Raw genomic sequence first — 19,862 nt, forward strand, 5'->3', positions numbered from 1 at the left:
TGGTCGCGGCGGCCCTGGTGCCGCCGCGACCACGGCTCTACCCGCCGAGCGCGACGGCGAGTTCGGCCTCGATCAGGTCGGCGGCCCGGTCGGCACCACCGGCGGCGCGGGCCTGCCGCTTCAGCTCGGCGCTGCGGGCCACCACGGCCGGGGCCGACGTGAGGGCGAGCAACGTCTCGCGCAGCTCCGCGGCGGTGACGGTGCCCGAGTCGACGACCCGGGCGACGCCGAGCGCGGCCAACTGCTCGGCGTTCGCGAACTGGTCGGCCGCCTGCGGTACGGCGATCATCGGCGTCCCGCAGTAGAGACCTTCGCTGCTGCCGCCCATGCCGGCGTGGGTGACGAAGGCATCCGCCTGCTCCAGTACGGCCAGCTGCGGCACCCACCGGTGGACCTCGACGCTGTCCGGGACGGGACCGAGTTCGGCCGGGTCGACGTGCTCGCCGATCTGCAGGACGGTGTGCCAGCCGGGCAGGTCGCCGAACGCGGCGACGCAGCGGCGGTAGAACTCGGGCTGCCGGGTGAAGGCGGAGCCGAGCGAGACGAGCAGCACCTTCCCGGCGTGCTCCGGTCGTACCCAGGAACCCTGCTCGGCGCGGTCGCCCAGCACCGGGCCGACGAAGCTGTAGACCGACCGGTCCACGCGGTCGGCGTTCGGCTGGAGCGCCTCCGGCGGCAGGACGAGGCTGCGGGGCGGCCGCCCCTGGAACGCCATGCTGTCGGTGACCGAGGAACCCTCGGCGGTCAGCCATGCGGTGAACCGCCGGTAGTAGTCGGCGCCGCGCGGATCGGCCCGCATCGCCTCCACAGCGGATGCCATCTCCTGCTCGTAGCCGTCCCAGGCCACGAACGTCGAGGACAGCTGGACGGCCGGGATCCCCCACTGCTCGCCGAGCAGCCGGGCCGGCGCGCCGGCGATGTCGTAGAGGAACAGGTCCGGCCGGTCGTCGGCGTAGGCGGCCCGCAGCTGCGGCAGCATGGCGATCGCGTCGTCGAGGAAGAGCGTGAGCTGCGCGACCGGGTCGTCGATGCCGGCGCCGCCGTCAGCGGGCAGCGTCGAGGCGTACGGCTTCAGCTCCGCGCCGGTTGACCGGATGACCTCGGTGAAGGCGGGGTCGTTGGCGTACGTGACCCGGTGGCCGCGCCGCACCAGGGTACGGATGATCTCCAAGCTCGGGTTGACGTGCCCGTGGAACGGGATGCTGACCATGGCGATGTGCGGCAAGTGATCTCCTGATCTCTGCTGAGACGAGACGTCCCGTCTCGCTTGCCCAGCAGAGCATGGCACGACCACCTCCGTCAAGACGATACGTCTCGTCTCGCGGTAGGCTGCCGCTGTGACTCCGCAGCCCACCCGCCGCAACGAGCAGTCCCGCCGCGCGATCCTCGCCGCCGCCCTGGAGCTGCTGACCGAGACCGGCTATTCGGCCCTGACCGTCGAGGCGATCGCCGCCCGCGCCGGGGTCGGCAAGCAGACCATCTACCGCTGGTGGCGCGGCAAGGGCGCGGTCATCCTGGACGCGCTCGCCGACGACATGCCGGAGGTGATCGCGCTGCCCGACACCGGTGACCTGCGGGCTGATCTGCGTGCGGTTCTCCGGGCCACAGTCGCCGAGTTCGCCGATCCCCGGCTGTCCGCCACCACCCGTGCCATCACCATCGAGACGCTCGCCGACGAGGACCTGGCCGCCCAGGCGCGCGACCGGCTGCTCCGCCCTCAGTTGAACGCGGTCCGCGCCCGGCTGGAGGCCGCCCGCGAGGCCGGCCAGGTCCGCCCCGACGCGGCGCTGGACCTGGTGGTGGAGTTGCTGTTCGGCCCGCTGTACCACCGCTGGCTGCTGCGCAACGGCCCGCTGACCGACGACTACGCCGACGGGATCGTCGACCTGGTCGTCGCCGCGGTCACCCCGTCGACGAACGCTGGCCGCTAGCCATTCGTCTGCGGTCTATCCGGCGGACAGTTCCTGCGACAGCCGGTCCAGTCCGCCTCGTATCAGCTTCCCGTAGCCGTCGTCGCCGAGCGCCCCGATCCCGTCCCGGGCCCGCCGGAGATGGTCCCGCGCCTGGTCGAGTTCACCGAGCTTGCGGTGGCACTCCGCCAGGTTCAGATGCAGCGACGGGTACAGCCCGGCGACCGACATCGGCACCCCGGCCTGCGCGACCCGCTCGTCGGTGAGCAGGTCGGCCGCCGCGAGCGCCCGCCGGTCCCAGACAAGCTCCTGACGTGCGTCGTCCTGCACGTCGGCCATCGCGTGGGCGAGGACGCAGACGTGCAGGGGGTCGCCCTGTTCCCCGCCGATCTCGTCCCAGATCCGGGCGAACAGGTCGCGGGCGTCCTCCCGTCGGCCGTGCTGGTGGTGCATCTGTACGCCGTCGTTGATCCGGGTCAGCGTCGCGTCGAACACCATCGCCTGCTCCCTGGGATCGGCTGCGGTGGCGTGATCGTACGCCGACAGCGGCCCTCTGAACCCGCCCGCACATAACTGTCATTATGGTGTAGCGCCGATTCGTCCTATTTGACCGGCCAGGAAGGTCGATTACTGTTACCGGTAATCCGATAATAGTCGCGGCACCGACAGTGTTCGGCGAGCCGAACACTGTCGGCTCCCGGCCTGCTCGACAATCCACGGGTGACGACGACATCCCCCGCGCGCCAGATGGCCGGCTCACCTCCCGCACTGCACTACTACGTGCTGTACGACGCCGCCGGCGCGCCGGAAGGACTGCTGGCCGAGGAGTTCCTGCTCGCGGCGGACTACTCCTCCGCCGGCCTGGTGAGCGGTGGTTGGATCCGGTCCGAGGGGCGTTGGCACGAGGCGTCGGCCACCAGCCGGCGGCTACGTGCGGACGCCGGGTTACGCGAGCGGGTGACGCCCGTCGACCGCGACGCGGCGGCGGCGCTCTATCGAGATCTCTGCGGCGCGGACCTGCCGGACGAGGACACGCTGCGGGAGTGCTTCGGCGCCCCTGCGGCTCAGCCGCCCTCCCCTTTGCGGCTGGGCGACTCCGGACCCCGGCCGGGGTTCCGCGAGACGCGCGTCTACCGGATCCTGTTCGCCGGCGAGTTGAGCCCGGACGGTCTCACGGCACTCGGCGAGGCGTGGCAGATGCCGATCACCGGCGACCCGGCGGATCCCGGCACGCGTGTCCTGGGAGCGGCGCGCCGACAGGTCCGCGGCGACGCCTTCCGCTGGGATCTGCGCCGCGTTGCCGCGGGTGCCGCCTGGGGACTGGACGTGACCTGCGACCTTCTCGGCGACCGCGATGAGGCCGTCGGTGTGCTTCTGTACGGTCTGACGACTCGGATGCGCGAGCAGGGGATGCTTCCCGTCACCGTCGACCGGTTCCGCTGACGCCTACCTCGCGAACAGCCTGGTCACCTCGAAGGGCTCGGGGAACCGTACGGGGATCCGGGCCTCCGCACTCCTGCGGTCGAGGAACGCCTTCGTCACGGCGAACCTGTCGAAGACGGGCGGCAGCGGGCGGAGCCTGCGGTCCAGCGACACGAAGAAGTTGTCCTAGTGGATCGGCACGATGAGGCCGGGCCGCGTCGCTTCCACCACGTGCCGCCAGTAGTCGTCCTGGAACCGCCGCGGCTGAACACCCAGAGCGCCTGTCGCGAGGTAGAGGACGTCGACGTCGAGCCCGTCGAACTTGCCGGGTACGAAGTTGGCGCTCGGATGGATCAGCAGCGAGCCGCCGGGATGGGTGATGAGGAAGGAGAAGCACCCGCCGTCGCGGTAGCTGCTCGCCCTGACCGGTGGGACGAGCGGTTCGTCGATCGTGCCCGGGAACCTGTTGCCGGGGCTGTGGACGGCGGCGAGCACACGCACGGTGAACGCGCCGACCGTGTGCTCGCCGCCGTCCGCGATGCGCGTCATCGACTCCTCGGCGAGGCCCGCGCCACGCCCCACGTTCAGGGTCGACTCGGAACCGAAGAGCCTGCCCCCGAGATGCTTGACGACCTCGGGGGCATCCATGGCGTGGTCGTAGTGGGAGTGGGCGACGAAGAGCGCGTCGAGACGGGTCACCCCGGCCCGGGCGAGAGCACTGGTGATCCGCCCGAGGTCGGGAGCGACGCGACCGAACGCGACGCGGAGCAGCGAGGGCCTGCTCAGGAAGCCGTCGATCAGGATGCCGGACGTCCCGTCGGACAGCCAGACGGTCGTGGTGCCGAAAAAGATGGCCTCGACAGACGTCCCGCTGGAGTCCATGCGCAGATGGTAGTGCGCCCGTTCTCGCGCTGGTGGCTGTCCGAACGGCGCCGTGAGGGCCGCAGCCGAAGGCGCCCGTCGATAGGGTGACCCGATGGACGAAGACGCACGACGCCGGCACTCCTCGTCGTTCGGCGCAGCGGCCACCGCGTACGCCGAACACCGTCCCGACTACGCGCGGGCCGCCCTGCGGTGGGCGCTCGAACTCGCACCCGGCGCGCGGGTGCTCGACCTCGGTGCGGGCACCGGCAAGCTCACCGCCACGCTGGCCGAGGTGAGCGACGACGTCACGGCCGTGGAGCCGGACCCGGCGATGCTCGCCGAACTCCGCCGCACCCTGCCTGGCGTACGGGCGCTGTCCGGCAGCGCCGAGGCGATCCCGCTGCCGGACGCCTCCGTCGACGCCGTGGTCGCCGGCAACGCCATGCACTGGTTCGACATGGCCGTGGCCGGGCCGGAGATCGCCCGCGTCCTCTTCCCCGGCGGTGTCCTGGCCGGACTGTGGAACGTCGTGGACGACCGGGTCGACTGGGTGGCCGGGCTCGCGGCGGTCAGCGGCAGCGCCGCCATCGGCCCCCGGGACACGCCCGCGAGCTGGCGCGACGCGACGGCGACCATGCACCTGCCGAAGACCGGCGGGGCCCGGTTCGGCTCGCCCGAGCAGGCGGAGTTCCCGCACGGGCAGCGCCGGACCGCCGACTCGCTCGTGGCGACGCTCGCCACCAGGGCCGGGATGCTGGTCATGCCGGAGCGGGAGCGCGCGGCGGCGCTCGACCGTATCCGCGCGTACCTGGCGAGCCGGCCGGAGACCGCCGACGGCGAGTTCACGCTGCCGATGCTCACCTGTGTGCTGCGCGTGCGGCGATTGTGAACGGCGCGGACCTCCGCGCCGCCGCCGCGGCGACGACCGCCGTGCTGCGGCCCGCCGCCGGCCGGGACTGGACGGTACGCGCGGGAGACCTGGACTGGTCCTGCTGGACCACCGCCGCGCACATCGCGCACGACCTGATCGCGTACGCCGGTCAGGTGTCCGGCCGGCCCGACGGCGGCTACCTCCCGTACGACCTGCGGGTACGCGCGGACGCCGCGCCCGCCGAGGTGCTCACCGTCGTGGCGGCCGCGGCCGGGATCCTGGCCGCCACTGTCGACGCCGCGAGCCCGGACGACCGGGCGTGGCACTTCGGCCCCTGCGATCCGGGCGGCTTCGCCGCGATGGGCGTGGCCGAGATGCTGCTGCACACCTACGACCTGACCCGAGGGCTCGGCCTGGACTGGTCGCCACCCGCCGAGCTGTGCGCCCGGGTGGTGAGCCGGTTGTTCCCGGATGCGCCCGACGGCAGGCCGGCGCCGGTGCTGCTGTGGCTGACCGGCCGCGCGCCGCTCGGCGACCGGCCACGGCGTACCTCGTGGACCTGGCAGGCGGCGCGCCCCTGAACGCTCAGCGGCGCCACCAGCGCCAACGGCGGCGCGGGCGGGCCGACGCGGCACGGGGTGGCTCCGGCGTCGTGACGACCGGCGCGGCGCGTTCCCGGTCGGCGCGCCAGCCGCGCACCGCCTCCTCGACGTTCACCGGGCGTACCACCACACGTGGCCCGGTCGGGGTACGCAGCCAGGCGACCACCTCGGTGTTGAGCGTCGCCACGTACGAGCGGACGGCGTCCTCGGTGGGCAGGTCGCGCAGCTCGGCCGGAAGCTGTTCGATGCGGCGGCGCAGCTGCAGCGGCGTGGGCAGCAGCAGGTCGGACGGGATCTGCTCGCGCTCCATGAAGCTGCGGATCCACCAGCCCTCGTCGTAGGGCGTGTCACGCCCCGGGATGGGCTTGCCGGCGCCCGGCAGGTTGTCGAACTCGCCGCGTTCCTGGGCCGAGCGGATCTGCGCCTCGACCGCGGCCTCCCAGGCTGTCGTCACCGCCGTCACCTCCCGTACCCACGGTAGCCGCCGCCGTCCGACAAGAGTCAGCGTCGCGCGGGGCCGGGCTGTTCCCGCGCGGACCGCCGCGTAGCGTGCCCCCGGGGTGAGGGGGTGCCGGCGTGCGCGACTGGCTCATCGACCTCGTTGTGGCGACGGCCTGCCTGGTCGGGAGCTGGGCGGTGCTGCTGCGCCTGCTCGGCTCATGAGAGCAGCGGCGGGCCGGACCCGGCGTCAGGGCAGGTGGCGGACGTGGCGGTGGCCGTCGCGGGGAAACGGCGCGCGGGCCGGCAGGACCTCGGCGAACGCGTACCCGCTCTTTTCCGCCACGCGGCAGGACGCCGGGTTGTCGACCTGGTGCAGCAGCTCCAGGTGGGTCAGCCCGGTGGCGGCGAACCGGGCGAACGCCCATCCGGTGACCGCCTCCACCGCGCGTGGCGCGACGCCCCGGCCCCGTGCCGGCGCGGCCGTCCAGTAGCCGACCTCGGCGGCCGGGCGGCCCGGGCGGACGTCCTTGAGCACCACACAGGCCGCCACCCGTTCCTCCTCCAGCACCGCGAACATGAACCGGTGACCGGCGGCCCAGCCCTGGTGGCTGCGGCGCAGGAACACCCGCGCCTGCGCCGGTCCGGTCACCGGATGTCTGGTCCAGGCACGCAGCACCGGATCCCGGTACGCCTCGATCAGCGCGTCGGCGTCACCGTCGCGCCACGGTCGCAGCAGCAGACCGGGCGCGGTCGCGGTCGCCGGCGCGGACAGCACGATCGACATGCGACAAGTATCCCCACCGCCCCCGCCCCGCGCTGACCCCCCGACTCCGGCGATCATGAAGTTGGCGGCCGTCGGTGACCGATTTGTCGCCGTCAACCTCATGATCGCCGGAGTGGGAGCAGGAGTGAGGGCGCGGCGGGGCGGTGGGTGTCGGCGGGTGGGCGTAGGGTCCGGTTCACGGTCGGCAACGGGGAGGCGACATGGTTACAGTCGGCGCGGTGATGGGGATCGCCCTGGTGGCGCTCGGTCTGGTGCTCACGCCCGGGCCGAACATGGTCTACCTGGTGTCCCGGTCGGTGACCCAGGGGCGGCGGGCCGGACTGGTGTCGCTGCTCGGCGTGGCAGCCGGGTTCCTGGTCTACCTGGCCGCCGCGGTGGCCGGCATCGCCACCGTGTTCGTGCTGGTCCCGCCGCTGTACACGGCGGTGAAGCTGGCCGGCGCGGCGTACCTGCTGTGGCTGGCCTGGCGCACGCTGCGCCCGGGCGGCACGTCGGCGTTCACCCCGACGCCGCTGCCGCCGGACCGGCCCCGGCGCCTGTTCACGATGGGCCTGGTCACCAACCTGCTCAACCCGAAGATCGCCATCCTGTACGTGTCGCTGCTGCCGCAGTTCGTCGACCCGGCGCGCGGGCACGTGGCGGTGCAGAGCCTGCTGCTGGGCCTGACCCAGATCGTCGTGGCGCTCACCGTGAACGCGCTGATCGTGCTGAGCGCCGGTTCTGTGTCGGCGTTCCTCACCCGGCGGCCGGGCTGGGCGCGCCTGCAGCGGTGGGTGATGGGCACGGTGCTTGCCGCGCTCGCGGTGCGGATCGCCGCGGACCGCTCCCGCGCCGCCGTCGCCACCCCCTGACCGGGGTACGCGCACCCACGCCGTCCGTCACGAACGCATACCGCCGGGGCGGCGTCACGACGGCTCCTCGCGCACGACCGCAACACCACCCGGCGGCACCGTCAACGAGCCGTCGGCCGTCACGCCGGTCAGCAGGTCGAGCCCGGTGACCGGCACCCGCTGCGGCCGGTCGGTGTGGTTGAGCAGGTAGAGCAGGCCGTCGTGGCGGCGTACCGCCTCGACACCCTCGGGCGCTCCGGGACAGGTCGGGGTCACACCGGCGAGCCCTGCTGCCTCGGTGAGCAACCGCCGATAGGTGTCGTCGTCGGGGCGGGTGGAGACGTACCAGGCGTACGCGTCACCGATCCGCTGCCGGGTGATCGCGGGACGGCCGTCAAGCACTCCCCCGGCGTACGCGCTGATCGTCTCCGCGCCGGCCGGGTGCACCGTCTCGGACCAGATCCGGCCGGTCCCGCCGCCGGTCAGCGGCACGTGTTCGTCGTCGGCGAGCGGGTGGAACTCCTCCACCCGTACGCCGAGCAGGTCCCGGTACGCGCCCGGGTAGCCGCCGAGGCGTATCCGGGCGTGCTCGTCGGCGACACCGCTGAGCCAGGTCACCAGCAGGTGCCCACCGGCGTGGACGTGCCGGCGTACCCAGTCGACTGTGGCGTCCGAGGCCAGGTAGAGGGCCGGGAGAACGAGCAGCCGGCAACCGTCGAGCGGGGCGCCGGGCGGCACCACGTCGGCGGTGACGCCCGCGTGCCACAGCGCCCGGTGCGCGGCAGCCGCCTCGCCGGGGTGGTCGAGTCCGGCGCGGGGCATCCCCGGGTGCCGCAGCGCCCAGCCGCTCGCCGCGTCGTACGCGATGGCCACGCCCGCCTCGACGCGGCCCGGCGCGGTCCCGGCGAGCCGGCCCAGCGCGGCGCCCAGGTCGGTGGCCTCGCGGAACACGCGGGTGTCCGCCCCGGCGTGCGACACCACCGCGGAGTGGAACCGTTCCGCGCCGCCGGCTGGGGCGCGCCACTGGAAGAACATCACCCCGGCCGAGCCGCGTGCCACGTGGGCGAGGCTGTGCCGGGTCATCCGGCCGGGTTCCTTGGTGTGCATCCGCCCGGCGGTGTGGATCTGGTTGGGCGCGCTCTCGGCCAGCAGCCACGGCGCCGGCCGCCCGGCGCCGTGGCGGGCCCAACCGCGGGCCACGTCGGCGGCGAACGCGGTCTGCTCCTGCGCGCCCGCGCCGACCGCGGACGGGTAGTGGTCGATCGCGACCACGTCCACCTCGCGCGCCCAGCGGGCGTGGTCCACCGGCACCCAGTCGCCGAGCACGTAGTTGGTGGTGACCGGCACCGCCGGGTTCGCCGCCCGCAGCAGGTCACGCTGCTCGGTGTACGCGGACAGCAGCGTGTCGGACCAGAAGCGGCGGAAGTCGAGCAGCTGGCCGGGGTTCGCGAGATATTGCGTGGCGTGGGGCGTGCCGACCTGCGCCCAGTCGGAGTAGTGCTGGCTCCAGAAGCTGGTCACCCAGGCGTCGTTGAGCGCGTCGAGGTCGCCGTACCGGCCGGTGAGCCAGCGGCGGAACGCCGCCTCGGTGTGCGGGCAGTGGCAGGTGGTGCCGTACTCGTTGTGCACGTGCCACAGCGCGAGCGCCGGGTGGTGCGCGTACCGGGCGGCCAGCACCTCGGCGATGCTGCGGGCGGCGTCGCGGTACGCGGGCGCGGCGGCGCAGTAGGTGTCGCGGCTGCCGTGGGTCAGGCGGACGCCGTCGGCGGTGACCGGCAGCGCGTCCGGGTGCCGCAGCGAGAACCACGGCGGCGGCGACGCGGTGGGGGTGGCCAGGGCGGCCCGGATGCCGTTCGCGTGCAGCAGGTCCAGGACGCGGTCGAGCCAGTCGAACGTGTGGCGGCCGGGTTCGGGTTCCAGCCGGGACCAGGCGAACACGCCGACGGTGACCAGGTCGACCCCGGCGGCGCGCATCAGGGCGACGTCCTCGCGCCACACCTCCGGCGGCCACTGTTCCGGGTTCCAGTCGCCGCCGTAGCAGAGCCGCCCGTCGCTCCACGGCACTTTAGTTGTCATCCCGGCCAAAATAGGAACAGGTGAGACGGAAAGTCAATGGCGTCGATCATTGACAGTTAGTTGGGCTTCCAAAGAAACTGGCGGGACCGCCCGTGGACGCCGCGAGGAGACGCCCATGCCGTACCGCCCGCCGCTGGTCCCGTACGAGACCTTCGTGGCCGACCCGCCCGACCTGCCGGTCCGCGCCCCCGGCGAGGAGGGCGCCGACGACGTGCTGCAGGCCGAGGTCGCCGCGACCGACGCGCACGGGGTCACGCTCACCGCGACCTGCGCGTCCGGCCGCACGCTGGTCACGCGCGTCGAGGCCGCCGGGGACGGGATCATCCGGGTACGCCTCGCCGACGACCCCTCGGTACGCAGCCGGTCCGCACCGGCGCTGACACTGGTCCACCCGCAGCCCCACCCGGCCACCGTGACCGTCGCCGACGGGCAGGTCCGGGTGGCGGCCGGTGGCATGGTCGCCGAGCTGAGCCTGGACCCGTGGGGGCTGCGGTTCCACACTCCGGACGGACAGCTGCTGCTGGCCTCCGACGCCGGCACCCGCGACATCAGCGGCCGCCGCCGCACGCTGCCGCTGGGCCGCTCCACTGTCGACGGGGAGCCGGTGGCCTGGCACGAGAGCTTCGTCGCGCCGGGCGACGAGCGGTTCGTCGGCTTCGGCGAGAAGTTCACCCCACTGGACAAGCGCGGCCAGCGGCCGCTGATGTGGAACTTCGACGCCTTCGGCGGCGAGTCCGACCGGTCGCACAAGAACGTGCCGTTCTACCTGTCCGACCGCGGCTACGGCGTACTCGTCGACAGCGGGCTGCCGGTGCAGTTCGACATGTGCGCCAGCACGCACAGCAGCGTGCAGATCCTCGTCCCGGACGACCTGCTCGACTACTACGTGCTCGCCGGACCCACCCCGGCGCAGGTGCTCGACCGGCTCGACACGCTGACCGGCCGGCCGTACCTGCCGCCGCGATGGGCGTTCGGCGCGTGGATCTCCTCCGGCTTCTTCCCGGACAGCCAGCAGCGCGTACTGGAACGGGCCCGGCGCATCCGCGCGGACGACATCCCCTGCGACGTGCTGCACCTGGACTGCTACTGGCAGGTCGCCGGACACTGGTCGGACCTGCGCTGGGACACCGACGCCTTCCCCGACCCGGACGGCATGCTCAAGGACCTCACCGAGCAGGGTTTCCGGGTGTGCCTGTGGATGAACCCGTACCTGATGACCGGCAGCCCGCTCTACGCCGAGGCCGAGGCCGCCGGCTACTTCCTGCGCCGCCCGGACGGAAGCACGTACGTCGCCGACACGTGGCACGGCAGCTACCCGGTCTGCGCGATCGTGGACCTCACCAACCCGGCCGCGGTGAGCTGGTTCCAGGACCTGCTGCGCCCGCTGCTCGCCCAGGGCGTCGCCGTGTTCAAGACCGACTTCGCCGAGGGCGTGCCCGCCGACGCCGTCGCCCACAACGGCATGACCGGCGTCGAGCTGCACAACGTGTACGCGCTGCTGTTCAACGACGCGGTCGCCGACGTCACCGAGGAGGTGGCCGGGCACCGCACCGTGTGGGCGCGCTCGTCGTACCTGGGCGGCCAGCGGCACAGCGCCCAGTGGAGCGGCGACGTCAACGCCACCTGGCCCGGCATGGCCAGCACGCTGCGCGGTGGTCTGTCCCACGGGCTGTCCGGCGTGCCGTTCTGGAGCCACGACACCGGCGGCTTCCACGGCACCCCCGAACCGGACCTGTACGTGCGCTGGACCCAGTTCGGCGCGCTCTCACCACTGGTACGGCTGCACGGCACCACCAGCCGGCTGCCGTGGGAGTTCCCGCCCGAGGCGCAACGGCACGCGGTGGACGCGCTGCGGCTGCGCTACCGGCTGCTGCCGTACCTCTGGTCGGCGGCAGTGGACAGCGCCCGCACCGGCAGCCCGATGATGCGCGCGCTGCTCGTCGACACCCCGGAGGACCCGGCCGCCTGGACCGCCGACCTCCAGTACCGCCTCGGCCCGGACCTGCTGGTGGCGCCGGTGCTCGACAGGTCCGGCGAGCGCACCGTCTACCTGCCGACCGGCGACGACTGGCTGGACGCGTACACCGGGCAGCGGCACACCGGCGGACGGCACCTGCGGGTGAGCGTGCCGCTGGACCGGCTGCCGCTGTACGTGCGGCACGGCGCGCTGATCCCCACTGTGGCGCCCGCGACGACGGTCGGAACCGGCCCGTTCCGGGACGTCACGGTGGTGGCCTGGGGCGGCGTCGACGGCGTGAGCGTGGTGCGCGACCCCGACGGCGACACCACGGTCACCGCCGTGCGCGACGGCGACACGCTGCGCGTACGCGTCGACGGGCCGCTGGACGTACGGCAGGTCAGCGTGGTCGGCACGGACCCGCCGCGCCGGGTGGTGCTCGACGGCGAGCCGGTCCCGGTGACGCCGTTCGTGCCGTGGTTCCCCGGCCGGGATCGCGCCTATTTAGTTTAAGCTTTAGCCGAACCCAGGGCCGGGCGCAGGAGGCGGGCAGTACGTGATCAGCATCGACCGGCCGACGGCCGACCTCGGCGACGTGCGGGTGACGAACCGGGCCGCGGTGCTCCGGCACGTCCGCCGCCACGCCCCCTGCTCCCGGGCCGACGTCGCCGCACGCACCGGACTGAACAAGGCCACCGTCTCCAGCCTGGTCGCCGAGCTGATCGAACACGGGCTGCTGCGCGAGACCGGGCTGACCGAGAACCGGGTGGGCCGCCCCGCCACCATGCTCGTCCTCGACGGCGCCCGCTACGTCGGGCTCGGGCTGCGCGTCGGCGCGGACGAGCTGGTCGCGGTGGCCGCCGGGCTGGGCGGCGACCCGGTGCTCACGTGGCGGCGCGCGTTCCCCGCCGCCACCGCCGGTGCCGAGGAGACGGTGAAGGCGCTGGCGGCGCTGACCCGCCGCGCCGTCACCCGCGTCACCGGCGCCGAGCGCACGGTGCTCGGCCTCACCGTGGCCGTGCCCGGGCTGGTCGACGCCGACGGCGACGTGCCGGCCGCCCCGGCGCTCGGCTGGCGTGGCGTACCGCTCGCCGCCGCGTTGCGCCGCGCCCTGCGTGATCCGGGCTTCCCCCTCACCGTCGACAGCGAGGCCAACCTCGCCGTCCTGGCCGAGCAGCGGCACGGCCCGTACGCCGGCACGGCCGACCTGGTGCACCTCACCGGCGGCCCGGTGATCGGCGCGGGCCTGATCAGCGGCGGGCGGCTGCTGCGCGGCAGCAGGGGCTTCGCCGGCGACATCGGGCACCTGCCACTGGCCGCCGACGGCCCGCCCTGCGCATGCGGGCGGCGCGGCTGCCTGACCGCGCTGCTCGGCGTGGACGCGGTGATCGGCCGGCTGCTGCCGGACGCCGGCCCGGTCACCGATCACCTGCCGGAGATCGAACGGATCCAGGCGCTCGCCCGCGCCGGGGACGAGCCGGTACGCACCGGCCTCACCGAGATCGGCCGGCTGCTCGGCCAGGCGGCGTCGGTGCTGGCCGGGCTGCTCGACCCGGACGTGGTGGTGGTCGGCGGGCACCTGGCGGCGCTCGCGCCGTGGCTGCTGCCGGCCGCCCACGCCGAACTCGCCGCCCGTACACCGGTCCCGCCCGGCGTGCGGCTGGAGGCCAGCACGCTCGGGTCCGCGGCCGGCGCGCTGGGCGGGGCCACCGCGGCGCTGGCCACAGTGGAGGCGGGACGCCTGCCCGCCGGGTGACCCCTTGACCGCACCGGCCGGAAGGTGTCAACCTCGGTAGCGCCGCGTTCCGGGACCGGGCAACCTGCGAAAGCGGCGTGTTTTTCGGCGGTTGTCGAAGCGCTTCACCACCGCTCCGGGCCGACCCTGCCGACACCGACCACCACCCTTTTTCGCGTACGCGCCGCCCCGTCACCGGCACGGTCGTCGAAGCGCTTCGACGGCTGGGCGGCGGCCCGTACGCCGACCGGAGGCGCCCACCATGACCGACCCCGTCCCCCACCGTCTCGACGACCTGCTGGCCCGGCTCACGCTGCCGGAGAAGCTCGGCCTGCTGCACCAGTGGCAGGCTCCGGTGCCCCGGCTCGGCCTGCGCGCGTTCCGCACCGGCACCGAGGCGCTGCACGGCGTCGCGTGGCTCGGCACCGCCACCGTCTTCCCGCAGGCGATCGGCCTGGCCGCGAGCTGGAACCCGGACCTGATCCGGGCGGTCGGGGCCGCCGTCGGCGACGAGGTACGGGTCAAGCACCGCGCCGACCCGGTCCGGGTCGGCCTCAACGTGTGGGCGCCGGTGGTCAACCCGCTGCGCGACCCGCGGTGGGGACGCAACGAGGAGGGCTGGTCCGAGGACCCGTGGCTGACCGGCAAGCTGGCCACCGCGTACGCGATGGGGCTGCGGGGCGACCACCCGATCCGGCTGCGCACCGCGCCGACGCTCAAGCACTTCCTCGGCTACAACAACGAGACCGACCGGGCCACCACGTCCAGCGACCTGCCGCCCCGGGTGCTGCACGAGTACGAGCTGCCGGCGTTCCGCGCCCCGCTGGCAGCGGGCGCGGCGGTCGCGGTGATGGCGTCGTACAACCTGGTCGACGGCGTACCGGCGCACCTGAGCCCGCTCATCGAGGGCGAGCTGCGCGGCTACGCCGACGACGACATCATGGTGGTCGGCGACGCCGGGGCGGTCGGCAACATCGCCGGAGTGCAGGAGTACCTGCCCGACCACGTGGCCGGGTTCGCCGCCGCGCTGCGCGCCGGGATCGACAGCTTCACCGAGGACGACGAGGACAGCGCCCCCACGGTGGAACGCCTCACCGAGGCGCTGGCCCGCGGTCTCATCGAGCCCTCCCACGTGGACCGGGCCGTGCGGCGGATCCTGTCCGTCCGGTCGCGCCTGGGCGACCTGGACCCGGACCCCCACGACGACGTGCCGCCCCACACGCTCGACAGCCTCGCCCACCGGGAACTCGCCCGCGAGGCCGCTCGCCAGTCGGTCGTGCTGCTGCGCAACGACGGCCTGCTGCCGCTGCGCCCCGGCACCCGCGTCGCGGTGCTCGGACCGCTCGCCGACACCGTGCTCACCGACTGGTACAGCGGCACCCCGCCGTACACGATCAGCGCGTACGCGGGGCTGCTCGGACGGCTGCCGGAGGTGACCACCCACCCCGGCACGGACCGGGTCACGCTGCACGTCGGCGACCGGGCGGTACGCCTCGACGGCGACGGCCCGCTGGCGCTCGGCGACACCGCGGCCGAGTTCGAGGTGGTCGACTGGGGACAGGACGTGGTGGCGCTGCGCGCCGTGGACACCGGCCGGTACGTCGGCGCCGACGACGCCGGGGCCCTGGTGGCCGACCGCGAGGGACCGGGCGGCTGGGTGGTACGCGAGACGTTCCGCCTGGACCACCGGCCCGACGGCACGGCGCTGCTGCGTCACCTCGCCACCGGACGGCACGTCGGCGTCGCACCTGACGGGCGGCTGAGCGTGGCCACCGGCGACCCGGCCGCGCTCACCGTGACGCTGCGCGCCGACGGGGCCGCCGACGCCGCCGCGCTCGCGGCCGCCGCCGACGTGGCGGTGGTGGTGCTCGGCAACCACCCGATGGTCAACGGCCGGGAGACCGAGGACCGGGCCGACCTGGCGCTGCCCACCGGCCAGGAGGAGCTGCTGCGCGCGGTGCACGCCGCGAACCCGCGTACCGTGCTGGCGCTGACCAGCAGCTACCCGTACGCGGTGGGCTGGGCGCAGGCGCATCTGCCGGCGGTGCTGTGGAGCGCCCACGGTGGACAGGAGCACGGCAACGGGCTCGCCGACGTGCTGCTCGGCGCCGCCGACCCGGGCGGTCGGCTCACCCAGACCTGGTACGCCGACACGGCCGAACTGCCCGACCTGCTCGACTACGACGTCATCGGCGCGGACAGCACCTACCTCTACCACCGGGGTGAGCCGCTGTACCCGTTCGGGCACGGGCTCAGCTACGCCGAGTTCGACTACGCTGACCTACGGTTGAGCACCGCCACGGCACGTGCCGGCGAGGAGGTGGAGGTGAGCGTCGAGGTCACCAACACGGGCCGCCGCCCGGGCACCGAAGTGGTGCAGCTCTACACCCGGCAGCGGCGTTCCCGGGTCAAGCAGCCGCTGCGGCAGCTGCGCGACTTCGCCCGCGTCACGCTCGATCCGGGCTGCGCGGCCCGGGTGACGATGCGCCTGCGTACCGCCGATCTGGCCTGGTGGGACGAGACCCGCGCGGCGATGGTGGTGGAGGACGCCGTCCACTCGGTGCTGGTGGGCCGGTCCGCTCGCGACATCCGGCTCGTCGGCGCGCTCGCCGTGACCGGAGACGCCACGACGGTCGCCCCGGCCGACCGCAGCTGTGGAGCCGCCCGGTGAGCGGGCGCGTCCCCGGCGAGCAGGTCACCATCGCCGACGTGGCCCGGCACGCCGGAGTGGCCGCCAGCACCGTCTCGTACGTGCTCAGCGGCAAACGCACCATCTCGGCCACCACCCGGGGACGGGTCCTCGACAGCGTCCGCGCGCTGGGCTACCACCCGCACGCCGGGGCGCGCGCCCTGGCCAGTCGCCGCGCCAACGTGATCGCGCTGGTGCTGCCGCTGCGTACCGGCATGCAGGTGCCGGTGGTGATGCGCTTCGCCACCGCAGTGGTCACCACCGCCCGCCGCTACGACCACGACGTGCTGCTGGTCACCGCCGACGAGGGCCCGGCCGGGCTGCACCGCATCGCCGGCAGCGCGCTCGTCGACGGCGTGCTGCTGATGGACGTCGAGCTGGAGGACTCCCGGGTGCCGCTGCTGCGGGAGCTGGCGCTGCCGGGTGTCCTGATCGGGCACCCCGCCGACAGCACCGGGCTGGCCTGCGTGGACCTGGACTTCCGGCGCGCCGGTGAGCTGTGCGTGGAACACCTGGCCGCCGCCGGGCACCGGCGGATCGCGCTGCTCGGCGCGCCCGCCGCGGTCTACGACCGGGGCACCGGGTTCGCCCACCGCACCCGCGCCGGGGTACGCGCCGCCGCCGGGCGGCTCGGCGTCGACGCGGTGACCCGGCCCTGCGAGGAGGGACCGGCTGCGGTACGCCGCGACCTGGAGGCGCTGCTCGCCGACCACCCGGACGTCACCGGCCTGGTGGTGCAGAACGAGTCGGCGGTCGGGCCGGTGCTGGCCACGCTGCCGCTGCTCGGCCGCCGGGTGCCGCGCGACGTGTCGGTGGTCGCGATCTGCCCGGACGAGCTGGCCGAGCAGTCCGGGCTCACCTGCGTACCGGTGCCCGCCGAGGAGGTCGGCCGGCAGGCGGTGGCGTTGCTGATGCGGCGGCTGAGCGGCGAGGGAGTGCCGGAGGTGACGTTGCTGGAACCGCACCTCACCGTGCGGGACACCAGCGCCCGCCGGTGACCGTGCACCGCGTCCACGACACCGCGCCGGCCGCCGACTGGACCGACGCGTTCCTCACCGGCAACGGCGAGCTGGGACTCATGGTCCACGGGCAGCCGTACGCGGAACGGATCGTGGTGAACCACCACCGGCTCGTCCTGCCGAACGGCGCCCGGGACGCCCGCGCGCCCGAGCTGGCCGACCGGATGCCGCACATCCGCGCGCTGGTGCTCGCCGGGCGCCGCGCCGAGGCCGCCCGGCTGCTCACCGGCGGCCGGGAGCTGGAGTGGACCCAGTCGTTCCACCCCGGGTACGCGCTCACCGTCGACGCGCCGCCGGGACCGGTACGCGGCTACCGGCGCGACACCGACTTCACCACCGGGGAGGTGGAGGTGCAGTGGTCGGGCGGGCGGCGGCGTTGCTTCGCCTCCCGCGCCGACGGCGTGGCGGTGCTCCACCTCGACCAGGGCGACTGCGTGGTCGGTGTGACCGGTGAGCTGCCCGGCCGGCCCGCCGACGTGGTGTACGGGCAGGCCGCGTACCGCCGCGACGGGCTGGTGTTCCTGCGGGTACGCGCCCGCTACCCGCACGCCGGTGGGGCGTACGGGTTCGAGGGGTTGACGCTGCTGCGCGGTGACGTGAGCGTCGACGGCGACCGGGTGCGGGTACGCGGACCGGCCCTGCTCACCATGCTCGTCGACCGGCCCGACGCGCCGCCGTGGCGTACCCGGGACTCGGAACGGCGGCTCGCCGTGCTGGCCGGGGACTACGACGCGCTGCTGGCCCGGCACGTGCCGCGCCATCGCGGCCCGTACACCCGGGTCGGCCTGGACCTCGGCGTGCCCGCCGCCGACCGGGCGCTGCCGGTGGGTGAGCTGCTGGCCCGGCAGGCCGCCGCGCCGCACCGGCTGGACCCGGCGCTGCTGGAGCGGCTGTTCCACTCCGGCCGGTACCTGCTGTTCAGCGCCAGCGGGGTGCTGCCGCCCCGGCTGACCGGGCTGTGGCTGGGCTCCTGGGACGCGGCGTGGGCCGGTGACTTCACCACCGACGCGAATCTGAACCTCCAGCTCGCCGGGGCGAACGTGGGCGCGCTGCCGGAGGTGACAGCGGCGCACGCCCGGCTGGTCGCCGCGCAGGTGGCCGACTGGCGCGCCAACGCGCGGGCCGTGTACGGCGCGCGCGGGCTGCTGGCGCCCAGCCGCACCGACGGTGAGCACGGGCACCTGTTCCACGTCCACCCCGACTGGCCGTTCACCGCGTGGCTGGCCGGCGCGGACTGGCTGCTGCACCCGCTGCACGAGCATCATCTGGTCACCGGTGAGCCGCTGGGCGAGGTGGCCGGCTGGCTGGCCGAGGTGGCGGACTTCTTCGCCGACGTGCTGACCGATGTGGACGGGCAGCCGGCGCTGGTGCCGTCGTACTCGCCGGAGACCGGCCCGTACGACGACACCGGCCGGACCGCGCCGGTCGCGATCAACGCCACCATGGACGTCGCCGCGGCCCGGCACGCGCTGCGGCTGGCCGCCGAGGTGACCGGCGAGGACCGGTGGGCCGGGGTGCGGCCGCCCGGCTACCTGGTGGACGGGCGCGGCGCGCTCGCCGAGTGGGCGTGGCCCGGCAGCACCGGCGACGAGAACCACAGGCACGTCAGCCACCTGTATCCGGTGTGGCCGCTCGACGAGATCAACAGGGACGACACCCCGGAACTGGCCGCCGCCGCGCACCGGGCGCTGACGCTGCGCGGCGACGAGGACGGTTCCGCGCACGGCAGCCTGCACCGGGCGCTGGCGGCGGCGCGGCTGCGCGACGGCGACCTGGTCGCGGCGAACCTGGGCAAGATCCTCGGCGCGGACATGTTCTTCCGGTCGCTGATGAGCGCGCACAACCCGGGCCGGACCACGTACAACGCCGACGCCGCGCACGCGCTGCCGGCGGTGCTGATCGAGTCGCTGGTGCAGTCGCGCCCGGGAACGCTGCGGCTGCTGCCCGCGCCGCTACCTGAACTGCCCGCCGGGACGCTGCGCGGCGTCACCTGCCGGGGCCGGGTCACCGTCGAGGAGCTGAGCTGGGCGCCGGGCCGAGTCCGGGCCCGGCTGGTGTCGCCGGTGGCGCAGCGCGTGGTGGTGCACGCACCCGGGGACCGCCGTGCGGTGGATCTGGTTCCGGGCCGGCCGTACGAGGTGGTGTTCGGCTAGAGGTTGTCGGGCTGGCGCAGCGCCGGGTGGCTCTCGCCCGGCGCGGCGTACCAGGGTGGGGCGTCGTCGGTGAGCGCGGTGCCGATCCGCAGCCGCGCCCAGTCGTCCAGTTCGGGCAGCGCGTCCGGGGCGAACCAGGCTACCGCCAGCGACTCGTCGCCGTCGGCCGTCGGCGCGCCGCCGATCGCCCGGCAGCGGAACCAGACGTTCAGGTATTCGCAGGCGTCACCGTTGGGGTAGACCACCGGGTGGGTGGCGACACCTGCCAGCCGGTCGATCGCCACCTCGACGCCGGTCTCCTCGTGGACCTCGCGCACCAGCGCGTCGGCTGGTTGCTCGCCCGGGTCGACGGTGCCGGCCGGGATCGACCAGCGGCCGTTGTCGCCCCGGCGGGCCAGCAGCACCCGTCCCGCGTCGTCGGTGACCACGCCGCTGACGCCGTACAGCATGAGCAGGTCGTGGCCGATGTGGCGGCGCAGCCGGGCGATGTAGGGCGAGACGGCCATGGC

General features: G+C 74.3%; 17 protein-coding genes. 10 read left to right on the forward strand and 7 right to left on the reverse strand.

Annotated features, from left to right (window positions below; translation table 11 throughout):
* Positions 1–37 precede the first annotated feature (37 nt).
* A complete protein-coding gene (locus HA073_RS25440; protein WP_375336243.1) occupies positions 38–1,210 on the reverse strand; it encodes a macrolide family glycosyltransferase in 1,173 nt (390 codons plus the stop codon).
* 127 nt (positions 1,211–1,337) lie between these two features.
* Between HA073_RS25440 and HA073_RS25445 the strand changes: the two genes are divergently transcribed.
* Complete coding sequence (locus tag HA073_RS25445) at positions 1,338–1,931, forward strand: TetR/AcrR family transcriptional regulator (protein ID WP_166457451.1); 594 nt, start codon at positions 1,338–1,340, stop codon at positions 1,929–1,931.
* Positions 1,932–1,946: 15 nt separating this feature from the next.
* Here HA073_RS25445 and HA073_RS25450 read toward each other — a convergent pair whose 3' ends face one another.
* Positions 1,947–2,408 carry a tetratricopeptide repeat protein gene (locus tag HA073_RS25450; RefSeq protein WP_166457452.1) on the reverse strand — a complete coding sequence of 154 codons (462 nt, stop codon included), beginning with the start codon at positions 2,406–2,408 and terminating at the stop codon, positions 1,947–1,949.
* Between the two features lie 222 nt (positions 2,409–2,630).
* Here HA073_RS25450 and HA073_RS25455 point away from each other — a divergent pair, with 222 nt between their 5' ends.
* Positions 2,631–3,353 (forward strand): hypothetical protein, encoded by a 723-nt coding sequence (locus HA073_RS25455; protein WP_309228061.1) that lies wholly within the window; start codon positions 2,631–2,633, stop codon positions 3,351–3,353.
* A gap of 165 nt (positions 3,354–3,518) precedes the next feature.
* On the opposite strand, the gene HA073_RS25460 is transcribed toward HA073_RS25455, so the two are convergent.
* On the reverse strand, positions 3,519–4,214 hold the full coding sequence (locus HA073_RS25460) for an MBL fold metallo-hydrolase (protein WP_240925949.1): 696 nt from the start codon (positions 4,212–4,214) through the stop codon (positions 3,519–3,521).
* A 94-nt stretch (positions 4,215–4,308) separates the two neighbouring features.
* Here HA073_RS25460 and HA073_RS25465 point away from each other — a divergent pair, with 94 nt between their 5' ends.
* Together HA073_RS25465 and HA073_RS25470 are read left to right on the forward strand one after the other, a co-directional pair.
* On the forward strand, positions 4,309–5,085 hold the full coding sequence (locus HA073_RS25465) for a class I SAM-dependent methyltransferase (protein ID WP_166457453.1): 777 nt from the start codon (positions 4,309–4,311) through the stop codon (positions 5,083–5,085).
* Positions 5,082–5,648, forward strand: a complete 567-nt coding sequence (locus HA073_RS25470; RefSeq protein WP_166457454.1) for a maleylpyruvate isomerase N-terminal domain-containing protein — start codon at positions 5,082–5,084, stop codon at positions 5,646–5,648. Before HA073_RS25465 ends, HA073_RS25470 begins: the two co-directional genes overlap by 4 nt.
* 4 nt (positions 5,649–5,652) lie before the next feature.
* Here HA073_RS25470 and HA073_RS25475 read toward each other — a convergent pair whose 3' ends face one another.
* Together HA073_RS25475 and HA073_RS25480 are read right to left on the reverse strand one after the other, a co-directional pair.
* Positions 5,653–6,123 (reverse strand): DUF1992 domain-containing protein, encoded by a 471-nt coding sequence (locus HA073_RS25475; protein ID WP_166457455.1) that lies wholly within the window; start codon positions 6,121–6,123, stop codon positions 5,653–5,655.
* Between the two features lie 234 nt (positions 6,124–6,357).
* Positions 6,358–6,894: a GNAT family N-acetyltransferase gene (locus HA073_RS25480; RefSeq protein WP_064445981.1), complete on the reverse strand. Its 537-nt coding sequence runs from the start codon at positions 6,892–6,894 to the stop codon at positions 6,358–6,360.
* Positions 6,895–7,094: 200 nt separating this feature from the next.
* Here HA073_RS25480 and HA073_RS25485 point away from each other — a divergent pair, with 200 nt between their 5' ends.
* Entirely contained in the window at positions 7,095–7,745 is a 651-nt protein-coding gene (locus HA073_RS25485) for a LysE family translocator (RefSeq protein WP_043324080.1), read from the forward strand.
* Positions 7,746–7,799: 54 nt separating this feature from the next.
* On the opposite strand, the gene HA073_RS25490 is transcribed toward HA073_RS25485, so the two are convergent.
* A complete protein-coding gene (locus HA073_RS25490) occupies positions 7,800–9,800 on the reverse strand; it encodes a beta-galactosidase (RefSeq protein ID WP_166457456.1) in 2,001 nt (666 codons plus the stop codon).
* Between the two features lie 115 nt (positions 9,801–9,915).
* On the opposite strand from HA073_RS25490, the gene HA073_RS25495 reads away from it, so the two are divergent.
* From HA073_RS25495 to HA073_RS25515, 5 genes are all read left to right on the forward strand, one after another.
* Complete coding sequence (locus HA073_RS25495) at positions 9,916–12,270, forward strand: TIM-barrel domain-containing protein (RefSeq protein ID WP_166457457.1); 2,355 nt, start codon at positions 9,916–9,918, stop codon at positions 12,268–12,270.
* Positions 12,271–12,313: 43 nt separating this feature from the next.
* The gene (locus tag HA073_RS25500; RefSeq protein ID WP_166457458.1) at positions 12,314–13,513 is read left to right on the forward strand and encodes an ROK family transcriptional regulator; all 1,200 of its coding nucleotides are present in this window, start codon (positions 12,314–12,316) and stop codon (positions 13,511–13,513) included.
* 241 nt (positions 13,514–13,754) lie between these two features.
* Positions 13,755–16,163, forward strand: a complete 2,409-nt coding sequence (locus HA073_RS25505; protein ID WP_166457459.1) for a beta-glucosidase — start codon at positions 13,755–13,757, stop codon at positions 16,161–16,163.
* Complete coding sequence (locus HA073_RS25510) at positions 16,160–17,179, forward strand: LacI family DNA-binding transcriptional regulator (RefSeq protein WP_113974081.1); 1,020 nt, start codon at positions 16,160–16,162, stop codon at positions 17,177–17,179. Before HA073_RS25505 ends, HA073_RS25510 begins: the two co-directional genes overlap by 4 nt.
* On the forward strand, positions 17,176–19,353 hold the full coding sequence (locus HA073_RS25515) for a glycoside hydrolase N-terminal domain-containing protein (RefSeq protein WP_166457460.1): 2,178 nt from the start codon (positions 17,176–17,178) through the stop codon (positions 19,351–19,353). The genes HA073_RS25510 and HA073_RS25515 overlap by 4 nt, the downstream gene beginning before the upstream one ends.
* Here the strand turns inward: HA073_RS25515 and HA073_RS25520 are convergent.
* A complete protein-coding gene (locus HA073_RS25520) occupies positions 19,350–19,859 on the reverse strand; it encodes an NUDIX domain-containing protein (RefSeq protein WP_166457461.1) in 510 nt (169 codons plus the stop codon). The genes HA073_RS25515 and HA073_RS25520 overlap by 4 nt on opposite strands.
* Positions 19,860–19,862: the final 3 nt, after the last annotated feature.

The organism is Micromonospora sp. CMU55-4 (assembly GCF_011602315.1).
GTDB classification, from domain to species: Bacteria; Actinomycetota; Actinomycetes; order Mycobacteriales; family Micromonosporaceae; genus Micromonospora; species Micromonospora chalcea.

Coding starts and splice junctions, on each gene's coding strand:
- HA073_RS25485 (WP_043324080.1), top strand. CDS start 7,095: ATGGTTACAGTCGGCGCGGTGATGGGGATCGCCCTGGTGGCGCTCGGT.
- HA073_RS25440 (WP_375336243.1), bottom strand. CDS start 1,210: ATGGTCAGCATCCCGTTCCACGGGCACGTCAACCCGAGCTTGGAGATC.
- HA073_RS25465 (WP_166457453.1), top strand. CDS start 4,309: ATGGACGAAGACGCACGACGCCGGCACTCCTCGTCGTTCGGCGCAGCG.
- HA073_RS25480 (WP_064445981.1), bottom strand. CDS start 6,894: ATGTCGATCGTGCTGTCCGCGCCGGCGACCGCGACCGCGCCCGGTCTG.
- HA073_RS25460 (WP_240925949.1), bottom strand. CDS start 4,214: ATGGACTCCAGCGGGACGTCTGTCGAGGCCATCTTTTTCGGCACCACG.
- HA073_RS25520 (WP_166457461.1), bottom strand. CDS start 19,859: ATGGCCGTCTCGCCCTACATCGCCCGGCTGCGCCGCCACATCGGCCAC.
- HA073_RS25490 (WP_166457456.1), bottom strand. CDS start 9,800: ATGACAACTAAAGTGCCGTGGAGCGACGGGCGGCTCTGCTACGGCGGC.
- HA073_RS25505 (WP_166457459.1), top strand. CDS start 13,755: ATGACCGACCCCGTCCCCCACCGTCTCGACGACCTGCTGGCCCGGCTC.
- HA073_RS25450 (WP_166457452.1), bottom strand. CDS start 2,408: ATGGTGTTCGACGCGACGCTGACCCGGATCAACGACGGCGTACAGATG.
- HA073_RS25495 (WP_166457457.1), top strand. CDS start 9,916: ATGCCGTACCGCCCGCCGCTGGTCCCGTACGAGACCTTCGTGGCCGAC.